The organism is Pseudodesulfovibrio sp. 5S69 (assembly GCF_037094465.1).
Classification (GTDB): Bacteria; Desulfobacterota; Desulfovibrionia; order Desulfovibrionales; family Desulfovibrionaceae; genus Pseudodesulfovibrio; species Pseudodesulfovibrio methanolicus.
The window spans coordinates 75084-93575 of the sequence record NZ_CP146609.1 but is presented as its reverse complement, the minus strand read 5'-3'; the positions used below and the strand labels follow the sequence as shown (position 1 = coordinate 93575).

17 protein-coding genes are annotated in these 18492 nt (G+C 65.5%); 9 read left to right on the top strand and 8 right to left on the bottom strand.

The features are described from left to right. The first annotated feature begins 27 nt into the window (after positions 1-27). Positions 28-768 (top strand): tRNA pseudouridine(38-40) synthase TruA, encoded by a 741-nt coding sequence (truA, locus tag V8V93_RS00485; protein ID WP_338668390.1) that lies wholly within the window; start codon positions 28-30, stop codon positions 766-768. Here truA and V8V93_RS00480 read toward each other — a convergent pair. Beyond that, entirely contained in the window at positions 765-2666 is a 1902-nt protein-coding gene (locus V8V93_RS00480; protein WP_338668389.1) for a FapA family protein, read from the bottom strand. The genes truA and V8V93_RS00480 overlap by 4 nt on opposite strands. Positions 2667-2804: 138 nt before the next feature. Next, positions 2805-4067, bottom strand: a complete 1263-nt coding sequence (locus V8V93_RS00475; RefSeq protein ID WP_338668388.1) for a BPL-N domain-containing protein — start codon at positions 4065-4067, stop codon at positions 2805-2807. A 248-nt stretch (positions 4068-4315) separates the two neighbouring features. Here V8V93_RS00475 and V8V93_RS00470 point away from each other — a divergent pair, with 248 nt between their 5' ends. Together V8V93_RS00470 and cobA are read left to right on the top strand one after the other, a co-directional pair. Beyond that, entirely contained in the window at positions 4316-6982 is a 2667-nt protein-coding gene (locus tag V8V93_RS00470; RefSeq protein ID WP_338668386.1) for a valine--tRNA ligase, read from the top strand. A gap of 140 nt (positions 6983-7122) precedes the next feature. Further along, positions 7123-8640, top strand: coding sequence for a uroporphyrinogen-III C-methyltransferase (gene cobA, locus V8V93_RS00465; RefSeq protein WP_338668385.1), 1518 nt, complete (start codon positions 7123-7125; stop codon positions 8638-8640). A gap of 75 nt (positions 8641-8715) precedes the next feature. Here cobA and V8V93_RS00460 read toward each other — a convergent pair whose 3' ends face one another. Together V8V93_RS00460 and V8V93_RS00455 are read right to left on the bottom strand one after the other, a co-directional pair. After that, on the bottom strand, positions 8716-9045 hold the full coding sequence (locus V8V93_RS00460) for a YegP family protein (RefSeq protein WP_338668384.1): 330 nt from the start codon (positions 9043-9045) through the stop codon (positions 8716-8718). Positions 9046-9215: 170 nt separating this feature from the next. After that, positions 9216-9956 carry a substrate-binding periplasmic protein gene (locus V8V93_RS00455; protein WP_338668383.1) on the bottom strand — a complete coding sequence of 247 codons (741 nt, stop codon included), beginning with the start codon at positions 9954-9956 and terminating at the stop codon, positions 9216-9218. Between the two features lie 168 nt (positions 9957-10124). Here V8V93_RS00455 and purN point away from each other — a divergent pair, with 168 nt between their 5' ends. From purN to V8V93_RS00435, 4 genes are all read left to right on the top strand, one after another. Continuing rightward, the gene (gene purN, locus V8V93_RS00450; RefSeq protein ID WP_338668381.1) at positions 10125-10829 is read left to right on the top strand and encodes a phosphoribosylglycinamide formyltransferase; all 705 of its coding nucleotides are present in this window, start codon (positions 10125-10127) and stop codon (positions 10827-10829) included. A gap of 257 nt (positions 10830-11086) precedes the next feature. Further along, positions 11087-11623: a 3'-5' exonuclease gene (locus tag V8V93_RS00445; protein WP_338668380.1), complete on the top strand. Its 537-nt coding sequence runs from the start codon at positions 11087-11089 to the stop codon at positions 11621-11623. Next, positions 11623-12384 (top strand): precorrin-4 C(11)-methyltransferase, encoded by a 762-nt coding sequence (gene cobM / locus V8V93_RS00440; RefSeq protein WP_338668379.1) that lies wholly within the window; start codon positions 11623-11625, stop codon positions 12382-12384. Before V8V93_RS00445 ends, cobM begins: the two co-directional genes overlap by 1 nt. 17 nt (positions 12385-12401) lie before the next feature. Continuing rightward, positions 12402-12797, top strand: a complete 396-nt coding sequence (locus tag V8V93_RS00435) for a secondary thiamine-phosphate synthase enzyme YjbQ (RefSeq protein ID WP_338668378.1) — start codon at positions 12402-12404, stop codon at positions 12795-12797. 76 nt (positions 12798-12873) lie between these two features. Here V8V93_RS00435 and V8V93_RS00430 read toward each other — a convergent pair whose 3' ends face one another. Together V8V93_RS00430 and V8V93_RS00425 are read right to left on the bottom strand one after the other, a co-directional pair. Then, positions 12874-14988 (bottom strand): methyl-accepting chemotaxis protein, encoded by a 2115-nt coding sequence (locus tag V8V93_RS00430; RefSeq protein ID WP_338668377.1) that lies wholly within the window; start codon positions 14986-14988, stop codon positions 12874-12876. A 161-nt stretch (positions 14989-15149) separates the two neighbouring features. Beyond that, entirely contained in the window at positions 15150-16046 is an 897-nt protein-coding gene (locus V8V93_RS00425) for a mechanosensitive ion channel family protein (RefSeq protein ID WP_338668376.1), read from the bottom strand. A gap of 167 nt (positions 16047-16213) precedes the next feature. Here V8V93_RS00425 and V8V93_RS00420 point away from each other — a divergent pair, with 167 nt between their 5' ends. Together V8V93_RS00420 and V8V93_RS00415 are read left to right on the top strand one after the other, a co-directional pair. Continuing rightward, positions 16214-16531 carry a DUF4389 domain-containing protein gene (locus V8V93_RS00420; RefSeq protein ID WP_338668375.1) on the top strand — a complete coding sequence of 106 codons (318 nt, stop codon included), beginning with the start codon at positions 16214-16216 and terminating at the stop codon, positions 16529-16531. 1 nt (position 16532) lies between these two features. Then, the gene (locus V8V93_RS00415; RefSeq protein WP_338668374.1) at positions 16533-16805 is read left to right on the top strand and encodes a cysteine-rich small domain-containing protein; all 273 of its coding nucleotides are present in this window, start codon (positions 16533-16535) and stop codon (positions 16803-16805) included. A gap of 4 nt (positions 16806-16809) precedes the next feature. On the opposite strand, the gene V8V93_RS00410 is transcribed toward V8V93_RS00415, so the two are convergent. Together V8V93_RS00410 and V8V93_RS00405 are read right to left on the bottom strand one after the other, a co-directional pair. Then, complete coding sequence (locus V8V93_RS00410; RefSeq protein WP_338668373.1) at positions 16810-17244, bottom strand: hypothetical protein; 435 nt, start codon at positions 17242-17244, stop codon at positions 16810-16812. A 31-nt stretch (positions 17245-17275) separates the two neighbouring features. Next, the gene (locus tag V8V93_RS00405; RefSeq protein ID WP_338668372.1) at positions 17276-18478 is read right to left on the bottom strand and encodes an HD-GYP domain-containing protein; all 1203 of its coding nucleotides are present in this window, start codon (positions 18476-18478) and stop codon (positions 17276-17278) included. Between the last annotated feature and the right edge of the window lie 14 nt (positions 18479-18492).

The following is an 18492-nucleotide window of genomic DNA, read 5'->3' as shown; positions in this document are numbered from 1 at the left end:
CGAGGCGGCTTCACGTATAGCAGGCCCATGACGCGTATCCGAATGGTTGTGGCCTACGAGGGCACCGAGTTCTGCGGCTGGCAGGTGCAGCCCGCCGACCGTACCGTGCAGGGCGAGCTGGAGCGGGCGCTTTCGACCATCCTCGGGCGCGAGGTCCGGGTGCACGGCTCGGGGCGGACCGACTCCGGGGTCCACGCCCTCGGCCAGACGGTCCATTTCGATACCCCGGACGACCGGCCCGAATTTCCGTGGCAGCGCAGCCTGAACGCCATCCTGCCGCGCGACGTGCGCGTACTCGACGCGGGCCCGGTGGCCGACGACTTCCACGCCCGGTACGGGGCAAGGTCCAAGACCTACGAGTATTGCCTGTGGCACGAGCGCGGGTTCTGCCTGCCCCAGCGCCGCCGATTTGTCTGGGATTGTGGGCCCGTGGACTTCGCGCGCATGGAGGGGGCCGCCCGTGTGCTCATGGGCGAGCACGACTTCGCGGCTTTCCAAAACGTGGGCACGGACGTGGGCTCCACGGTACGGACCATTGTCGACATCTCGCGCCACGCGGGCCTGACCGCGCACGAGTCGGTCTGGCGGTTCACGGCGGACGGGTTCCTCAAGCAGATGGTCCGTAACCTGGTGGGCTGTCTGGTGGCCTGCGGGCGGGGGAAACTCTCGGTCGACGGGGTCAGGGCCATACTGGCTTCGGGCGACCGCACCCTGGCCCCGGCCACGGTGCCGCCTCAGGGGCTGACCCTGGTCCGGGTGGCGTACTAGCGGTAGACGATGTCGCGCTTTTCCTCATCCCAGTAAAAGGTCGAGGCTTCGAGCCGTTTCTCGACCTTTTTTCTGTGCTTGCCGAAGGTGATCATCGTGCCGGGGTGGACGAACTTCTTCACCTTCACGGTCACACCCTGCATCTCCGCCTGGTGGCGCAGCAGCAGCCGGTGGATCTTGCCGCTGAGGGCCTCGCGCCGCTGGACCAAGGCCTCGCGGTGCTTGATGATCTCGGCCAGGGCCGGACGCTTGGACTCCGGGGTGCGCGCCAGGAGGACCTCGGGCGGTTCGGTGCCCAGCGTGGCATCGATCTTCTTGATGGCCTGGACCACCCGGCTGCGTTCCTCGCGCAGCTTTTCGTCCTCGGCCTCCTCGACGATGATGCCCACGGTCGTGGCCACGCCCAGCTCGGAGCCGAGCTCGTTGACCTCGATGCCCTTGCGGGCCAGGATCACGCCGCCCTGGACCGTGCCCTTGCCGGACAGGGCGATGAGCCTGCCGTCCGTGCGGATGACCGAATTTTGGATTTCGTTGGCGATGAGCACGTCGTGCCTGGCCCGGATGCGCGCGCCCACGGCGTAGTTGGCGATGACCCGGCCGTCGCAGACGATCTCGCCGCCGTCGGGCATGAGGATGCCGCCCTTGACCTCCACCAGGCCGCCCGCGTACACGGCGGCGCTCTCTATGGAGCCCTCCACCAGGACGTGCTTCGGGGCCGAGACCGAGAACCCGGCCTGGACCGACCCCAGGACCTTGACCGAGCCGTGTTCGACCTTCACGTTGCCCGAGTTGAGGTCCACGTTGCCCTGGACCACCAGGCACTGGGTCACGGACAGGGTGTTCTGCTCCATGACCGCCACGCCCTGCGCCTTGGAGGTGTACGTCACCCCGTCGTTCTGCGGCAGGACGTTTTCGCCCAGGTGTATCCTGAGCTCCCTGCCCGCGTGGGCCGGGATGGTCTTGCCGTAGATGTCGATGCCGCCCTCACCCGCGGTGGGCGGGTGCAGCCTGCCGATGATCTGCCCGGTATTGACCATGGGATAGACGCCCCGGTCGCGGAAATCGAGGCGCCCCGCGGCGTCCTCGGTACCGGTCTCCTCGCGGGTGGCCACCAGGGATTCCAGCCAGCCGTCGCGGCCCGGCACCGGGTGGGCGCCCTTGACCAGGACCTGGTTGGGCAGGGGCATGTTCATGTCCGCCGCCTGCCTGAGCTTGGCGGCCAGCGCCTCCAGGTCCACGGGGATGAGCACGCCCATGTCCCGCAGTTGCTTCTCGATGCGCTCGGCGGTGATGCGTTCGCCCCGGAAATCCTTGTGGTAGATGGTGCCCACGACCTCGACTTCGTCGTGGGTGATGTGGGCCACGGGGGTCACGGAGACCACGTTGTCCCGGATGTGGGCCATGCCCCAGACCAGGGAGTAGTATGCCTCGGCGGCCGCGTCCCAGGCCACGTTCTCGCCGGTTTCGACCTTGACGGGCTTGGGCGTGAAGGTGCCGCTGGGATGGATCGGACGACCGTCGATGGTCTCGCCGTCGGCGGCTTTGGCCGGGGGGCGGAAGCGCAGGAACCGGTCGTCCGGGAACACGGGAAACTCCAGGTCCCCCAGACCGGCCAGGGTGGCCTCCCTCGGCTCGCGGGGCGGGATGCCCCGAACCAGGGTGATGCCCCGAAAATCGCCCCCGGTCCTGACCGCCTCCACGATGCGCCTGGCGGCGTCCTCGTCCACGGGCAACCGGACTCCGCAGGCGGCCACCTGGGCCTTGAGCAGGGCCACGCTCGGCTCTTCCCCGCCGTTGGGCGGGAAGTACCGGTTGACGCCCAGCTTCATGCCGTCCTCGGACATGGCGAAGCGGAAGATCGCTTCGGGACACGTTTTCAGAGTCTCTTCATCCGTCATGGCGCACCGCTTTGCATGATGCAGGGAATGGCGGGTCCGCCGGTCGGGCCGCTCCGTCCGGCATTACCCCTTTGCGGAATGTACCACAGCAGTCAACCGCCTGGCAATTAGTTGAAAAAACGGTAGTTTCAGGAATAGTTACGTGTCCTGCCGGAGGGACAGCCGCCAGTACAGCTCTTCGAGCAGTCCGGCCAGGTCGGCGTAGATGCCGCCCGGTTCCGGGGGCAGGCCGAACAGGGCCCGGCGTTGCTCCCTGAGGCCCTCCTTGGAGACCGCGCCCGAGTCCGAGTGGAACACGGTCATGGCCAGCCGCTCGGCCAGGAGGTAGCCGGTCAGCCCGTTGCCGAGCAGGTCCATGAGCACCCGGAAGCGGTCGCGGTGTTCCTGCCAAAAGCGTAGCGCGGTGTCGTTCGGTTCGGCGGCTAGGGATTCGCAGATGAGCGAGTACAGGGTGTTCACGCCCGCGCCGGGGATGCCGCGCCGCCAGCCGAGCAGCCAGGGGTTGCGCCAGAAGAGCAGGAAGTGCTCGGACCCGGTGCGGATGATCTCCTCCATGATCCGGCGGGCGCGGATGAGCACCGCGTCCTCCCAGACGATCTGGCGGGCGGCCACGTCCCAGGCCGGGACCGGGCCGCGCTCGGCCGCGGCGGATGCGGGCTCGCCGAGCACCCGGCCGAGGATGTGCGAAAACCAGCGGTTGGCCTGGTCCGAGGCGGGAGTCTCCAGGTGGGCGTAGCTCAGGATCACCCGGCCCTGCCCGAACCCGTTGGTCGCCACCACCGGCGAGCCCTCCATGAAGTCCGGGTTCAGGTTCACGCCGTACAGGGTCTCCCAGTCGGCCATGGTCCCCTTGGGCAGGGTGGCCAGGTTGAGGTCCGCCACCCAGAAGTCCGGGCCGGGCTTGCCGTAGCGGGCCAGCACCCGGACCGACGGGTCCACCGGATCGAACCGGCCCGGCCACCAGACCGGGAGCAGACCACTGTCCATGGCGTCCGGGACCAGGTCGCTCGTCGTGTCCAGGCTCGCATGCACGTGGCCCGAGAGAAAGTGATGCAGCCGGTTGCGGTATCCCTTGCGCGTCCAGGGCGAGAGGCCCAGGCCGAAGGGGGTGGACAGGGCCAGCCCGGCCCCGCCGCAGAAGCCGAGATAGGTGCCGCCCCCGCGCACGTAGTCGCGGATCGCGTCCATGCCGCGCGCGCCCAGCCGGTCGGCCTTGCCCTTGGCCCGGCCGCCGGGCACGAAGAGCGCCTTCGGGACTTCGCCGAACTTGCCAGCGAGCGCGCCATCGGCTATTTCTGAGCCGCGCACCAGCCGGTGGGGCACGCCCCAGGCCGTCAGGGCCCGGACGGCCAGCAGCCCCCAGAAGTGCGATTCGTCCCAATATATATGTATGCTTGACATATGCGGCGCTCTTGACAAGTGTAGGCCGACGCTATCAAGCGAGGCTGTTGACCGCAAGAAAAATGGAATGATACTACGGTGTTTTCGACACCGCCCCAATAAGAACCAGACCCCCCGCAAGAGATCCGGACTCCGCCGAAAGCGGCACGAAAAGTTTAGGAAGGAAGAGGGATGGGGTCCGGGGAGGGAGAGGGAAAGTCCCTTTCAAAGGGTTTCCTCTCCTCTTCCCGGCCGCCGGAGGCACACACATGGCCCGGAAAGAGTTAGCCAAAGCCTACGAACCGTGGGATGTGGAAGAGAAGTGGGAGACCCACTGGGAACAGAGCGAGACCTTCACCCCGGACCCCGACGGTCCGGGCGACGCCTATTCCATCGTCATCCCGCCGCCCAACGTCACCGGCGTCCTGCACATGGGCCACGCCCTGAACCTGACGCTCCAGGACATCCTCTGCCGCTTCAACCGCCAGCAGGGCAAGAACGTCCTGTGGGTGCCGGGCACGGACCACGCGGGCATCGCCACCCAGAACGTGGTCGAACGGCAGTTGAAGGAAGAGGGGTTGACCCGCGACGACCTGGGGCGCGAAAAGTTCATCGAGCGCGTCTGGGAGTGGAAAAAGGAGAAGGGCGACCACATCCTCAGCCAGATCCGGCGCATGGGCGCTTCCGTGGACTGGACCCGCGAGTGTTTCACCTTTGACGAGCAGCGGGCCAAGGCCGTGCGCGAGGTCTTCGTCTCCCTGTTCGAGCAGGGACTGATCTACAAGGGCGACTACATCATCAACTGGTGCAACCGCTGCCACACCGCCCTGGCCGACGACGAGGTCGAACACGAGGCCAAGCCGGGCAAGCTGCACCACGTCAAATATCCCCTGGCCGACGGCTCCGGCCATCTGATCGTGGCCACCACCCGGCCCGAGACCATGCTGGCCGACTCGGCCATTGCCGTGAACCCGGAAGACGAGCGGTTCAACAAGTACATCGGCAAGACCGCCATCCTGCCCCTGGTCGGCCGCGAACTGCCGATCATCGGCGATTCCTACGTGGACGTGGAGTTCGGCACCGGCTGCCTCAAGGTCACCCCGGCCCACGACATGAACGACTGGGAGATCGGCCGCAGGCACAACCTGGAGGTCATCTCCATCCTGGACGAGCAGGGCATCGTCAACGAGAACGCGCCCGAGAAGTACCGGGGCCTGTCCGTGACCGAGGCGCGCAAGGTGGTCCTCGAAGACCTGGAAGCCGAAGGGCTGCTCGGCGAGATCGTGGACCACGACCACTCGGTGGGCGTCTGCTACCGCTGCAAATCGACCATTGAGCCCCACGTTTCGACCCAGTGGTTCGTGTCCATGAAGCCGCTGGCCGAAAAGGCCCGCGCCGCCGTGCCGGCCGAAACCCAGATCTTCCCGGAGCACTGGACCAAGACCTACTACCAGTGGCTGGACGAGATCCGCGACTGGTGCATCTCCCGCCAGATCTGGTGGGGCCACCGCATCCCGGCCTGGACCTGCGAGGAGTGCGGCGAGCTCATCGTGGCCAAGGAAGATCCGACCAAGTGCACCAAGTGCGGCTCCTCCAGGCTGGTCCAGGACGAGGACGTGCTGGACACCTGGTTCTCCTCGGCCCTGTGGCCGTTCTCGACCATGGGCTGGCCCGACGACACGAAAGAGCTGGCCAAGTACTACCCGACCTCCTGCCTGGTCACCGGCTTCGACATCCTGTTCTTCTGGGTGGCGCGCATGATGATGATGGGCCTCCAGTTCATGGAGGAGATTCCGTTCAGGCACGTCTACATCCACGCCCTGGTGCGCGACGAGCAGGGCAAAAAGATGTCCAAGTCCACGGGCAACGTCATCGACCCGCTGGACATGATCGGGAAGTACGGGGCCGACGCCCTGCGCTTCACCCTGACCAGCTTCGCGGCCATGGGCCGGGACATCAAGCTCTCGGAGCAGCGCATCGAGGGCTACAAGCATTTTATGAACAAGGTCTGGAACGCCACGCGGTTCGCCATGATGAACCTGCCCGACGAGATTCCGGACGCGGACGTGCACGCGGCCGACGACCTGGCCAACCGTTGGATTCTCCATCGGCTGGAGGAGGTCAAGGAAGCCATCGCCCGGGCCACCGAGGAGTACCGCTTCAACGAGATCGCCCAGACGCTCTACAAGTTCATCTGGTCCGAGTTCTGCGACTGGTACCTGGAGATGATCAAACCCGCGCTCTATGGTGAAGACGAGCAGGCCAAGGCCGCCACCCAGCGCGTGTTGTGGACCGTGCTGTCCGAGACCATGATCCTGCTCCACCCGGTGACCCCGTTCATCACCCAGGAGATCTGGAACGTCCTGCCGAGGCCCGCGGGCGATGAGCGCAGCGAGGATATCGCCACCCTGCCGTTCCCCGAGAAGCGGCCGGACTGCCTGGACGACGAGGCCGTGGCCGAGATGGAGCTGTTCATGGGCGTGGTCTCCGGCACTCGGAACATCCGCACCGAACTGCTCATCGAACCGGCCAAGAAGCTCGACCTGCTGATCCGGACCGTGAGCGACGCGGACAAGGCCGTGCTGGAGGCCAACCTCGGCTTGATCCAGGCCCTGGCCCGCATCGACAACGTGACCATCGGCCCGGACGTCAAGGCTCCCAAGGCCTCGGGCGCGGCCGTGGTCCAGGGCAACGAGCTGTCCGTGCCGCTGGAAGGCGTGGTCGACTTCGACGCCGAACTGGCCCGCCTGGACAAGAACCTGGGCAAGCTCGAAAAGACCATGAAGGGCGTGGCCGGCAAGCTCAAGAACCCCGGCTTCGTGAACAACGCCCCGGCCGAGGTGGTCGAGGGCGAGAAGAAGAAGCTCGCCGAAATGGAAGAGGAAAAGACCAAGCTGACCCAGCTCAAGGCGCGCCTTGAGTCGGTGATGGGGTAACATCCAGGGCAAAGAACAGGCCCCAATCGGCGCATGCAGCGGTAACGATTCCGCACGACCGGCCTGCGCCGCGATAAAAAGTTTTGGAGGGTCCAGGGAACCTTTTTCAAAAGGTTCCCTGGCCGCCGGAGGCAAATCTTATGGCAAACGTATTTCTCGTCGGAGCCGGGCCGGGCGATCCGGGCATGCTCACCCTGCGGGCCAAGGAGATCATCGAGTCGTGCGACGTGATGATCTACGACTATCTGGCCAACGCCGAATTTCTGAAGTGGTGCAAGCCGGACTGCGAAATCCTGTACGTGGGCAAGAAGGGCGGCGACCACACCCTGCCCCAGGACCAGATCAACGGCCTGATCGTCGAAAAGGCCAAGTCCGGCAAGGTCATCTGCCGCCTCAAGGGCGGCGACCCGTACGTGTTCGGGCGCGGCGGGGAGGAAGGCGAGGAACTCGTTGAGGCGGGCATCGACTTCGAGGTGGTGCCCGGCATCACCGCGGGCGTGGCCGCCGCCGCGTACGCGGGCATCCCGGTGACCCACCGCGACCACACCACCAGCGTCTGCTTCATCACCGGGCACGAGGACCCGACCAAATCCGAGTCCGGCCACAACTGGGCCGTGTACGGGCAGTCCACCTCCACCCTGGTCTTTTATATGGGCGTGGGCAATCTGCCCATGATCGCCAAAAATCTCATGGACAACGGCCGCGCCGCCGATACCCCGGTTGCCTTGGTGCGCTGGGGCACGCGCTGCAACCAGACCTCGTTTGTGTCCGACCTGGAGCACGTGGCCGAAGAGGCCGAGGCCCGGCAGTGGAAGGCCCCGTCCATCATCATCGTGGGCGGCGTGTGCAGCCTGCACGACAAGCTCGGCTGGTTCGAGAAGAAGCCCATGCTCGGCCGGGGCGTGATCGTCACCCGCGCTCGCGAGCAGGCCTCGGGCCTGGTGGGCGTCCTGCGCGAGCAGGGCGCGTGCGTGCGCGAGTTCCCGACCATCTCGGTGGAGCCGCTCGACGACTATGCCGAGGTCGAGACCGCCATCCTGCAACTGGCCCGGTACCAGTGGGTGGTGTTCACCTCGGTCAACGGCGTCAAGCATTTCTGGCAACAGCTTCGGGCCATCGGCCTGGACGCACGCATCTTCGGCGGCATGCAGATCGCGGCCATCGGCCCGGCCACGGCGGACGAACTGCGCGCCCGGGGCATCGAGCCGGACTTCATCCCCGAGAAATACGTGGCCGAGCACGTGGTCAAGGGACTGCTCGAACGCGGCATCGCCGGTTCGGACGTGCTCATCCCCCGCGCCAAGGTGGCCAGAGAGGTCCTGCCCCGCGAGCTCAAGGCGGCGGGCTGCAAGGTCACGGTCCTGCCGGTCTACGAGACCCGGCTGGGCCAGGCCTCGGGCGACGAGATCATGGAAGCGCTCGGCGCGGGCGACATCCGCTACGTGACCTTCACCTCGTCGAGCACGGTGGAGAACTTCTTCGAACTGGTCCCGGCGGACGCCTTCAAAAATTATCCGGACGTGAAGATCGCCTCCATCGGCCCGGTCACCTCGGATACGGTCCGCAAATTCGGCCTGACCCCGGCCATCGAGCCCGAGGACTACACCATCCCCGGCCTGGTGGACGCACTCATCCAGGACGCGACGGCCGCAAAATAGGCCCGCATCAAGATACGAAAAAAGGCCCGGCGCGCAGGATTGCGCACCGGGCCTTTTTCGTTGCCGGGACCAGGGCTAGACGTCCTCGATGACCTCGGTCGAGCCGTTGGTCTTGACCGACTCGATGCCGTTCTCCATGGCCGCGTTGGAGGAATACATCTCGCTCTTGCCGATGATCTGGTGGTTCGCGGCCTTGAGCACGAAATAGGGCTCGCCTCTCTTGGACTCCTTGCGTTCGTAGCGCTCGTCGAGCGGGCTGTTGGCCTGCACGCTGGCGATGCCGTTGTTGCAGGCCGCCTTGGTGGTGTAGAGCTCGCTGGTCAGGATGACCTGGCCGTTGCCCGCCTTGAGGTTGAACATCCACTGCTCGTCCTTTGCCTGCTTGCGTTCGAATTTGCCTGCCATCGATGTTCTCCTTGGATATGCGAGGAGCGTCCGCGCCGGGCGTCGCGCCGTCGAAAACGCCGCTCTTTTATTGATAATGTCATTCTATACCATATCCCGGATGTCCATGCCACCGTCCGGTGGCGAATATCGCATGGAACGCCGAAAAAATACCGGCGGGTCGGGTGGGGCTAGCGGTAGCTTTCGATGATCCGCGCGGCGGTGCCGTCGGCCTTGAGTCCGTCCAGGGCGGACTGGAGACGGAGCACAAGGGCCGGGTCCAGGTCCCGGCTGGCGGCGTAGTAGAGGTTGGAGCTCATCAGCCGGTAGACGGGTTCGAAGTCGTCCGGGTTCAGGTCCATCCGGCGGATGGAGTAGAAGGTGGCCGGTTCGTTGGCCACCATGATGTCGATGTGCCCCAGGAGGAGTTTGCGGATGTTCAGGGTGCGGTCGTGGACCGATTCCAGCCGGTGCGGGGGCACGCCCAGGCGGATGAGCTCCTGTTCCGAGGCGCTGGACCGGATGGTCCCGTACCGATATTCCCAGGCCCCCTTGACCGGGTCCTTGATGACGATGCCTCGGGATTTCAGGGCGAAGAGGCTGGTGTGCAGGGGCATGATCGGGCCGATCCAGCGGAACAGCTTTTCGCGCGCGGCGGTCCTGGCCATGGCATAGAGGATGACGTCGCTCTTCTCCTGTATCTCCCGGTACCCGCGCGCCCTCGGCCAGACCTGGATGTCCTTGCGAGCCACCTTGAGCCCGGCCCGGCCTGCCATGAGCAGGAACAGGTCGGTGGCCAGGCCGGAGGGCCCGCCCGTCCCGGCAAAGTTCAGGGGCGGGTTGTTCTCGGTGATGACGCGCACGTCCGCGGCTCCGGCCGGACCGGGACCGAGCAACAGGAACAGGATGAGCAGCGTGCACAGCCGATACATGGGTTTATCCCTTGGGTAATAGGCTTGATTCGACACAATATACGGAGCGCCTTCCGAAAAGGCAATGCAGGCCCGGAACGGAAATACGCCCTTGAAAAAGGGCGCGCTTTGGGCCAAGTTCGGGGACGGGGCGACCCCCGCCTTTTTCAACCATTCAAGGGAGCACCCATGGCAATGCCCATCGCCGTCCTCGTGTCCGGGGGCGGGTCCAACCTGCAATCCATCATCGACCGCATCGAAGCGGGCATGCTCGACGCCGAGATCAAGGTGGTCGTGTCCAACAGGGAAGACTCCCACGGTCTGATCCGGGCGCGCAACCACCACATTCCCACCCGCGTACTGCTGCACACGGAATTCCCGTCACGCGAGGCCTTCGACGAGGAGATGGTCCGGGCTATCCGCGAATCGGGCGTGAACGAGACGGGCGCGGTGGTCATGGCCGGGTTCATGCGCATCGTCACCCCGGTCTTCCTCGAACCGTTCCGGGGGCGCGTGGTCAACATTCACCCGGCCCTGCTGCCGAGCTTCCCCGGCGTGCACGGCCAGGCCGACGCCGCGGACTACGGGGTCAAGATCTCCGGCTGCACCGTGCATTTCGTGGATGAACAGATGGACCACGGCCCGGTCATCATGCAGGCCGCCGTGCCGTGCCAGCCGGGGGAGGGCGGCGACGCGCTCGGCGCGCGCATCCTCAAGCTGGAACACCGCATTTACCCCCAGGCCCTGCAATGGCTGGCCGAAGGACGCCTGGAGCAGCGCGGCCGGTTCGTGCACCTCAAACCGGCCAGCCGAAATCTGGCCATGCAACCCACGGCCGACGTGGACGTGGACACCCAGGCCCTGGTCTGGCCGCCGCTGGAAGAAGGTTTTTGATGCCTCCGGCGGCCAGGGGGAACCCTTGAAAGGGTTGCCCTGGATCCCCTCCGAGCTTTTTGGCGCCGCTTCGCGGGTGCGTGCGGGAGCGGTTTGAAAGATGTTTTGTAGCAACCTGATAAGACGTAACCCATCCCCGTAACCCTCCCCGCCGAAGGCGGCGATAAAAAGTTTGGAAAGGAGGGATGGAGTCCGGAAGGGAAGGAAGAACCCTTTCAAAGGGTTTTCCTTCCCTTCCCGGCCGCCGGAGGCGCTTTATGCCCACATTGGACGACGTGCGGTTTGTGGCGATTGATTTCGAGACGGCGGATCCCAAGCGGGATTCGGCGTGCGCTTTGGGCATTGTGGTGGTGGACCGGGGCGAGATCGTGGCCCGGGACTACCGCCTGATCCGTCCGCCCAGGGCCCGGTTCAATCCGTTTTGCGTGCGCGTGCACGGCATCCACTGGTCGGATGTGTGCGACGAGCCGAGTTTCGGCGACCTGTGGCCCGAACTGGAGGGCTACTTCCAGGGCGCGGATTTCTTGGTGGCGCACAACGCGGCCTTCGACAAGTCGGTGCTGCACACCTGCTGCCGGGAATCGGGCCGTATCGCGCCGGAACAGCCGTTCCTGTGCACCGTGCAGTTGGCCCGCAAGACGTGGGAGCTGGCCTCGAACAAATTGCCGAGCGTGTGCGAGCACCTGGGCATTGAATTGAACCACCACAACGCGGCCTCGGACGCCGAGGCGTGCGCGCTCATCGCGGTCAACGGGCTGCGGCTCAACCCCGGCTTCATGAGCAAGGTGCTGTGATGGCGGACGTGTATTTCATCGGCGCCGGGCCGGGCGATCCTGAGCTGCTGACCGTCAAGGGTCGGCGGCTGATCGGCGAGGCCGACCTGGTGCTCTATGCCGGGTCCCTGGTGCCCGCCGAGGTGGTGGCCGGGGCCAAGGCCGGGGCGCAGGTGGCCGATTCCGCGCCCATGAGCCTGGAGGAGACCCACGCGCTCATGGCCGAGACCGTGGCCTCGGGCGGGACGGTCGCCCGCGTGCACACCGGCGACCCGTCGCTGTACGGGGCCATCCGCGAGCAGATGGCGCTCATGGACGCGGTCGGGATCTCCTACGAGGTGGTGCCGGGCGTGACCGCCGGGTTCGCGGCCGCGGCGGCGGCCAGGCGGTCGTACACCGTGCCCGAGGTGACCCAGACGCTGATCTTCACGAGGCTTGAGGGCAAGACCCCGGTGCCCGAGGGCGAGGGGCTGCGCAAGCTCGCGGCCCACGGCTCGGCCATGTGCATCTATCTTTCGGCGGGCGACCCCGAAGGCGTGCAGCGGGAGCTGCTGGCCGGCGGTCTGGCCGGGGCCACCCTGGTGGTCATGGCCTACCGGGTGGGCTGGCCGGACGAGCAGGTCGTGGAGACCGAGCTGGCCGAGCTGGCGCAGGCCGCGCGCGAAAGCGGCTTCACCCGCCAGACCGTGTTCCTGGTCCTGCCCGGCCAGGGCCGCGAAGACGCGGGCAAGGCCCGCTCGCTGCTGTACGACGAGAATTTCAAGCACATGTATCGCGCCTAGCCGCAGGGAGATACGCCATGGAAACGCTGGAAATCCGCACCCATGACCGTGAGGAGTTGCTGGACGTCACCCCGGCCGTGCGCCGTGCCATCCGCGAGAACGGCTGGTCCGACGGTGCGTTGCTTCTCTACTGCCCACACACCACCGGGGCCGTGACCGTCAATGAAGGCGCCGATCCGGACGTGGTCCGCGACATGGTCGTCAACCTGCGGAAGCTGGTCCCGCACCGGGGCGACTACCACCACGCCGAGGGCAACTCCGACGCGCACATCAAGTCCTCCCTGTTCGGCTGCGACCAGATGGTCATCGTCGAGGGCGGGGACATCCTGCTCGGCACCTGGCAGAAGATCTACTTCTGCGAGTTCGACGGGCCGCGCACCCGCAAGCTGTGGGTGAAGTGGTTGGGCGCATAGGAAAGGCAGGGTGCCGGAGCCCTGGCGGAGGGCGCAGAAAACCCCACCGTTGTCGGCGGGGTTTTTTGTCTTGCGGTCAGGCAGCCATCCGTTGGATGAGATTGTCCAGTTCGATGACCATGCGTTGCAGGTCGTTTACGGAATCGGCGGCCTTGATCATGGACTGGCTGGTCTCGCCGGAGACCCGGCTGATGTCCTCGGTGGCCCGGTTGATCTCCTCGGCCGAGGCGGACTGCTGTTCCGAGGCCGCGGCAATGGACTGGACCTGCTCCGAGGAATCGTCCGAGTAGGCCACGATCTCGTCGAGCACGGCCAGGGCCCGGTCGGCCAGCTTGGTGCTCTCGCCCACGGCAAGGGCCGCCGTGTCCGTGGAGGCGATGTTCCTCCGTCCGGCCTCCTGGATGGCGTGGATGGCGTTGTTCACCTCGGTGGTGGCGGCCATGGTCTTTTCGGCCAGCTTGCGGACCTCGTCGGCCACCACGGCGAAGCCCCGGCCCGCCTCGCCCGCGCGGGCGGCCTCGATGGCCGCGTTGAGCGCCAGCAGGTTGGTCTGGTCCGCGATGTCCGAGATGACCTCGATGATGGTTCCGATGGAGTCCGTCTGTTCGCCCAGGCCGGTCATGTCCGCCTTGAGCCGGTCGGCGTGGGCCTGCACCTCGCGGATGGCCTTGACCACCAGGTTGACCACCTCCGCGCCCTCACCTGCCTTGAGCCGGGTCTGGCTGGTGTTCTCGGCCGCCCGTCCGGCGTTGCGGGCCACTTCCAGGACCGTGGCGTTCATCTCCTCCATGGCCGCGGCCGTCTCGGCGGTCCGTTCGTTCTGGACCTGGCTGCCCCGGCTGGCCTGTTCCACCTGCACCCCGAGGGCCGAGGACGAATCGGCCAGGATGCGGGAGATGTCGGCCGCCTGCTGGGCCAGTTGGGCGTTCCTGCGCTGCATGGTCATGATCTCGGTCTGGTCCACCACGATCTCCACCGCGCCGACCACGTTTCCCTTGGCGTCGAGGATGGGCTTGCCCGTGTACCGGATGTCCAGATCCATATCCCGCGGGTGGGCGTCGGTCTCCGAGGTCTCCATCTCGCCCGAGCGCATGCTGGTGGTGCAGGCGCAGTTCTCGGTGCGGCAGTCCGAGGTTTTGAAGATCTCGTGGCAGCGGACCGCGCGGTAGGCCTTGTGGTCCTCGAACCCGCCCAGAGTCCGGCCCGTCTCATTCAGGAACAGGACGTTGAGCTCCTTGTCGACGGTCAAGAGCGGCAGCGGGATGGTGTCCAGGTAGCGGACCAGGGCCTCGGCGATCTCGTTGCTCCGGTCCAGGATGCGGGCGTACTCTCCCTCAAGTCCTTCGGCCGGAGCCGTGGTCCGCAGTCTGCCGACCACGATGGCCTCGGCGGTCTCCTCGAACCGGCGGGACATGTCCTTGAGCACGTCGGTGATGCCGACCAGGGACGCGCACAACTGCCCGATCTCGTCCTTCTGGCGGACGTCGAGCCGGGCCTGAAAATTTCCTTTGGCGATCTCCCTGGCGAAGGTCAGGGCCTTTTTGGCCGGGCGCGAGATGCCCAGTGCGATGAACACGGACAAGAGGATCGAGGCGAGTACGCACGCGGCGGTGAGGACGGCCGTGGTCCGCAGCAGCTCGTCCCGCGTCTGCCGGAATCCGGCCTGCTGCAGGGCGATGCGCTCCTTCAGGCTGGCCTGGAGGGCGTCCATCTGGGCCATGGCCGTCTGATAATACTTGTCCATGCGGTCGCTCATGGACGCCAGCCGCAGTCGGCTGGTGCCGTAGTCGTTCAGCATGGCGAGCAGGTCCTTGCCCATGAGGTCGAGGAGGTTGTTGTAGGCCTTGGCGAATTGGTCCACGTTCTCCTCCATGCCCAGCTGGCCGCCCAGGTTCTCAATCAGGCCGAGGTCCTCCTCGGCCCGCGAGCGTATGTCGGCCACCCTTTTCTCCGCTTCCGCAGCGTTCTGCCGGAGCAGGGCGCGGGAAAAATAGCCGTTGACGGATTCCAGCCGGGTATCGATTTCGAGCAGGGCGGACATCTCGTCCGCGGCCTCGGTCTCGGTTTGCTCAAGCCTGGACAGGTCGTCCACCGCCTGGTTCTGGATGATCGCGAATCCGATGAAGATCAGGGACAGGAGGGAAAAACAGATGGAGAGCCGGATTTTGACCGACAGATTGTTGAAACGCATGACTACCGTTATCCTTTTCAGACCGCACCGTAGAGCGCGCGCCTATCGTCGCTACGCTGAACGATTGAACGCATGTTGTCGGCAGAACTGTGCGGGAAAGTGGACTAAATGTCCAGAGGCGAACGCCAAGGCGCCGCGCCGGGCGGTTTGCGGGCCGCGGGTCAGGCCGTGGCCGGGCCGCGGTTCAGGTGGACCTGGTTCATGTGCGTGGGGATGCCGCGTTCGCGGAATTCGCGGATGAGGCGGACGGCGATGTCGCTCTTGAGGTTCCAGGCCTCGGCCGGGGAATCCGCCCAGGCGGCCACCCAGCAGGTCACGCACTCCTTGTCCATGCGCATGACCCAGAACTGCGGCGGCTCCTGGGCGTTGTGGTGCTGGCTTTGCCCGGCCACCCGCGTGGCGATTTCGCTGACTTCCTCCAGGTCCGCTTCGTAGGAGACCGAGAACTCGAGGTAGGCCCACAGCAAGGAGTCGTTCAGGGTCAGGTTGACGAATTCCTTGTTGAGCATGCGGCTGTTGGGGATGACGTAGCGCTTCCAGTCCCAGGTCTTGATCTTCGTGTGGGTGATGGAGATGTCCTCCACCGTGCCGTACTGGCCGTCCATCATCAGGGTGTCGCCCACGCGCAGCTGCTTGGAGAAGCTGATGACGATGCCGGAGATCATGTTCTCCACCAGGGGGCGGGCTGCGATGCCGACCACGGCCGTGGTCACGGCGATGAGGATGGACAGCATGGTGCTCGGCAGCTTGCCGATAAACGGGAAGGTCAGGGCCACGCCCCAGGCCGCGAACACACAGAGGATCAGCGCCCGGCGGATGATGGTGAACCGCGATTGGACGCCCTTGATGATGTCGCGCCGGTCCTGCCGCTCCTCCTTGTCGGACAGGACCTCGGTGGGCATGGCCGCCCTGGTCTCGGGGTCCTTGAGCAGGTGTTTGATGCGCCGGACGCGGCTTTCCCTGAAGGAGGTCACCCTGATGTGCAGCCAGAGGTAGGCCACCAGGGCCAGCAGGGTGATGCCTGAAATATACACGACCAGGTTCACGTTTTCGATCATGGGGCTCCTTTCCCGGTTTGGTTTGCGCCCATAGCCTACGGACAAACCGGGGTTTTGAAAAGGGAGGCGCACGGCCGGCTCGGAAAGGCCCGTGCCGGAGCGGTTGTACAGGAGGGCAGGGATGGGGTAGGCTGGATACGAGTAAACACCAACCCGGAGGGTATCCCATGTCCACGGAAACGCGCACGACCACCGTGAACCGGGGCGAGATCCTGAAGCGCCTCATCGTCACCCTGGTCTGCCTCATTTTCTTCGAGGTCCTGACCCTGATCATCGAGGTGGCCACCCTGTTTCAGTACGCCTACCTGCTCGTGGCCAAGAAGCGCAGCGAGCCGCTCAGGCGGCTGTGCAACGGGCTGTCCCAGTACGGCTACCGGATCATGCGCTACGCCACCCTGAACGACAACCGGCGGCCCTTCCCCTTTGCCGAATTCCCCTCGGACGAGGATTGCGAGCCGCCCGCCAAGCAGGTACAGTTCCGCTGACATGAAAAACAGCTACCGCTTTTTCAGCAATACGGACTGCGAGTACTTCCCCTGCCACAAGACCAAGCGGCCGGAACGGTTCAACTGCCTGTTCTGCTTCTGCCCGCTCTACTTCTTCGAGGAGTGCGGCGGCAATTACGTGATCCTCGACTCCGGGGTCAAGGACTGCACCAACTGCCTGATTCCGCATACGCCCGAGGGCTACGACCACATCCTGGGGAGGCTGAAGGCGCGCTTCGCCGAAATCCGCAAGGCCGGGCCGGAAGGGGACTGACCGCCTAGGCGCCGCGCCGGGCGTTGAAGGGCGAGTGGGTCATGTAGTAGTTGAGTTCGCGCTCCAGCCGGGTGCGTTCGCGGGAGGCCCGCCGCTCCTGGGCCTCCAGGTCCAGCCCGGAGTCCTGGAACCGGGCCAGGGACACGAAGCAGTGCTTGACCCTGGACAGCTCGTCGTGCCTGCGCTTTTTCCAGAAATAATAGGCCATGATCTTGGCCGCGCTCTTGACGTCTTCCTTGGAGTAGGCGAGCCGCCGCTCGTCCAGGGGGAAGTTCTCGCCGTCCTCCACCATGGGCAGGACGCCGACGACCACCTCCTTGGCCCGCTTCAGCGACTGGGGCGAGATCCGGTAGACCTTCACCTTCCGACTGCGTCCGAGCCACCATTTGAAACCGTAGAGCAGGACCGTCAGCACGATCACGCCAAGCCAAATGTTCATGTCCAGCATCGAGGGTCTCCGGCGGAGCGGGTCAGTTCCTGGTCAGGTAGTTCATAAGGTTCTTGCGGTAGACCGAGGGGTCGGCGCATTCCAGTATCTCGATGGCCCCGGCGCCCTTGGGCTGAGCGGTCAGGTCCACGTCCCTGGTGTGGATGGGCTTCATCTCCTCGTCCATAATGATCCGGATCTTCGGGTTCAGCGGCTCGCGCGAGTTGGTCTCGAAGACCAGGGCGTACTGGCCGGTGTTCAGGCGCACGAAGCTGCCCGCCGGGAAGATGCCCAGGCACTTGATGAACAACTGGACCTCGGTGGGGTCGAAGTCCTGGTCGCGCATGCCGTACATGATGCCGAGCGCCTTGTTGGGCAGGATGGCGTTCTTGTAGCAGCGGTCCGAGGTCAGGGCGTCGTACACGTCGGCCAGGCAGAGGATGCGGGCAAACGCCGGGATGCCCTTTCGGGACAGGCCGCCGGGATAGCCCGAGCCGTTGTACCGCTCATGGTGGTGCATGACGGCCTTGAGGACGCGATCCGGGATGTCGCCGTTGCGCCGCAGGATGTCGCAGCCGTACCCGGGGTGGCGGCGGACCTCGTCGCGCTCGGGCCCGGTCAGGGGGCCGGGCTTGTTGATGATCCGTGCCGGTACCGTGGTCTTGCCCAGGTCGTGCATCATTCCGGCCACGCCGAGCAGGATCAATTCCTCGCGGGTCATGCCGATGAATTCGCCGAAGACCACGCTGATGGCGGCCACGTTGATGCAGTGCGTGTAGGTGTAGTCGTCGAATTCGGACAGCTTGGCCAGGCAGACCAGGGTGTCGGGGTTGGACACGGCCGACTCCACTATGGAACTGGCCGTCTTGAACGAGGTGGCGTAGTCCATCTTGCGCCCGAGCTTGGCGTCCTGGACGATCTGCATGGCGTGGACCATGGCGTCCTCGTAGGTAACCATGGCCGAGGAAATGGCCTGGTCGAACGGGGTGCGCACGGGCTTTTCGCGGTTGACCTGGCTGCCGGAGATGAGCCGGTCCAGGTGGGCCTCGTCGGACAGCCCATCCGGCTCCTCCGTGGTCACGAAGACCTCCCTGTAGCCCAGCTCCAGCAGGCGGGCCACCTCCGCCTCGGATTCGATGATGCCGGGGTCGGTGTACAGATAGGGCAGGTGCTGCCAGAGCTCTCCGGGGACCTGAACCACTTCCATGCCTGGTTTCAGAGCTTCGATGGGGATTTTCTTTATCATGTCGGCGTCCGGTG

Coding starts and splice junctions, on each gene's coding strand:
- truA (WP_338668390.1), top strand. CDS start 28: ATGACGCGTATCCGAATGGTTGTGGCCTACGAGGGCACCGAGTTCTGC.
- V8V93_RS00480 (WP_338668389.1), bottom strand. CDS start 2,666: ATGACGGATGAAGAGACTCTGAAAACGTGTCCCGAAGCGATCTTCCGC.
- V8V93_RS00475 (WP_338668388.1), bottom strand. CDS start 4,067: ATGTCAAGCATACATATATATTGGGACGAATCGCACTTCTGGGGGCTG.
- V8V93_RS00470 (WP_338668386.1), top strand. CDS start 4,316: ATGGCCCGGAAAGAGTTAGCCAAAGCCTACGAACCGTGGGATGTGGAA.
- cobA (WP_338668385.1), top strand. CDS start 7,123: ATGGCAAACGTATTTCTCGTCGGAGCCGGGCCGGGCGATCCGGGCATG.
- V8V93_RS00460 (WP_338668384.1), bottom strand. CDS start 9,045: ATGGCAGGCAAATTCGAACGCAAGCAGGCAAAGGACGAGCAGTGGATG.
- V8V93_RS00455 (WP_338668383.1), bottom strand. CDS start 9,956: ATGTATCGGCTGTGCACGCTGCTCATCCTGTTCCTGTTGCTCGGTCCC.
- purN (WP_338668381.1), top strand. CDS start 10,125: ATGGCAATGCCCATCGCCGTCCTCGTGTCCGGGGGCGGGTCCAACCTG.
- V8V93_RS00445 (WP_338668380.1), top strand. CDS start 11,087: ATGCCCACATTGGACGACGTGCGGTTTGTGGCGATTGATTTCGAGACG.
- cobM (WP_338668379.1), top strand. CDS start 11,623: ATGGCGGACGTGTATTTCATCGGCGCCGGGCCGGGCGATCCTGAGCTG.
- V8V93_RS00435 (WP_338668378.1), top strand. CDS start 12,402: ATGGAAACGCTGGAAATCCGCACCCATGACCGTGAGGAGTTGCTGGAC.
- V8V93_RS00430 (WP_338668377.1), bottom strand. CDS start 14,988: ATGCGTTTCAACAATCTGTCGGTCAAAATCCGGCTCTCCATCTGTTTT.
- V8V93_RS00425 (WP_338668376.1), bottom strand. CDS start 16,046: ATGATCGAAAACGTGAACCTGGTCGTGTATATTTCAGGCATCACCCTG.
- V8V93_RS00420 (WP_338668375.1), top strand. CDS start 16,214: ATGTCCACGGAAACGCGCACGACCACCGTGAACCGGGGCGAGATCCTG.
- V8V93_RS00415 (WP_338668374.1), top strand. CDS start 16,533: ATGAAAAACAGCTACCGCTTTTTCAGCAATACGGACTGCGAGTACTTC.
- V8V93_RS00410 (WP_338668373.1), bottom strand. CDS start 17,244: ATGAACATTTGGCTTGGCGTGATCGTGCTGACGGTCCTGCTCTACGGT.
- V8V93_RS00405 (WP_338668372.1), bottom strand. CDS start 18,478: ATGATAAAGAAAATCCCCATCGAAGCTCTGAAACCAGGCATGGAAGTG.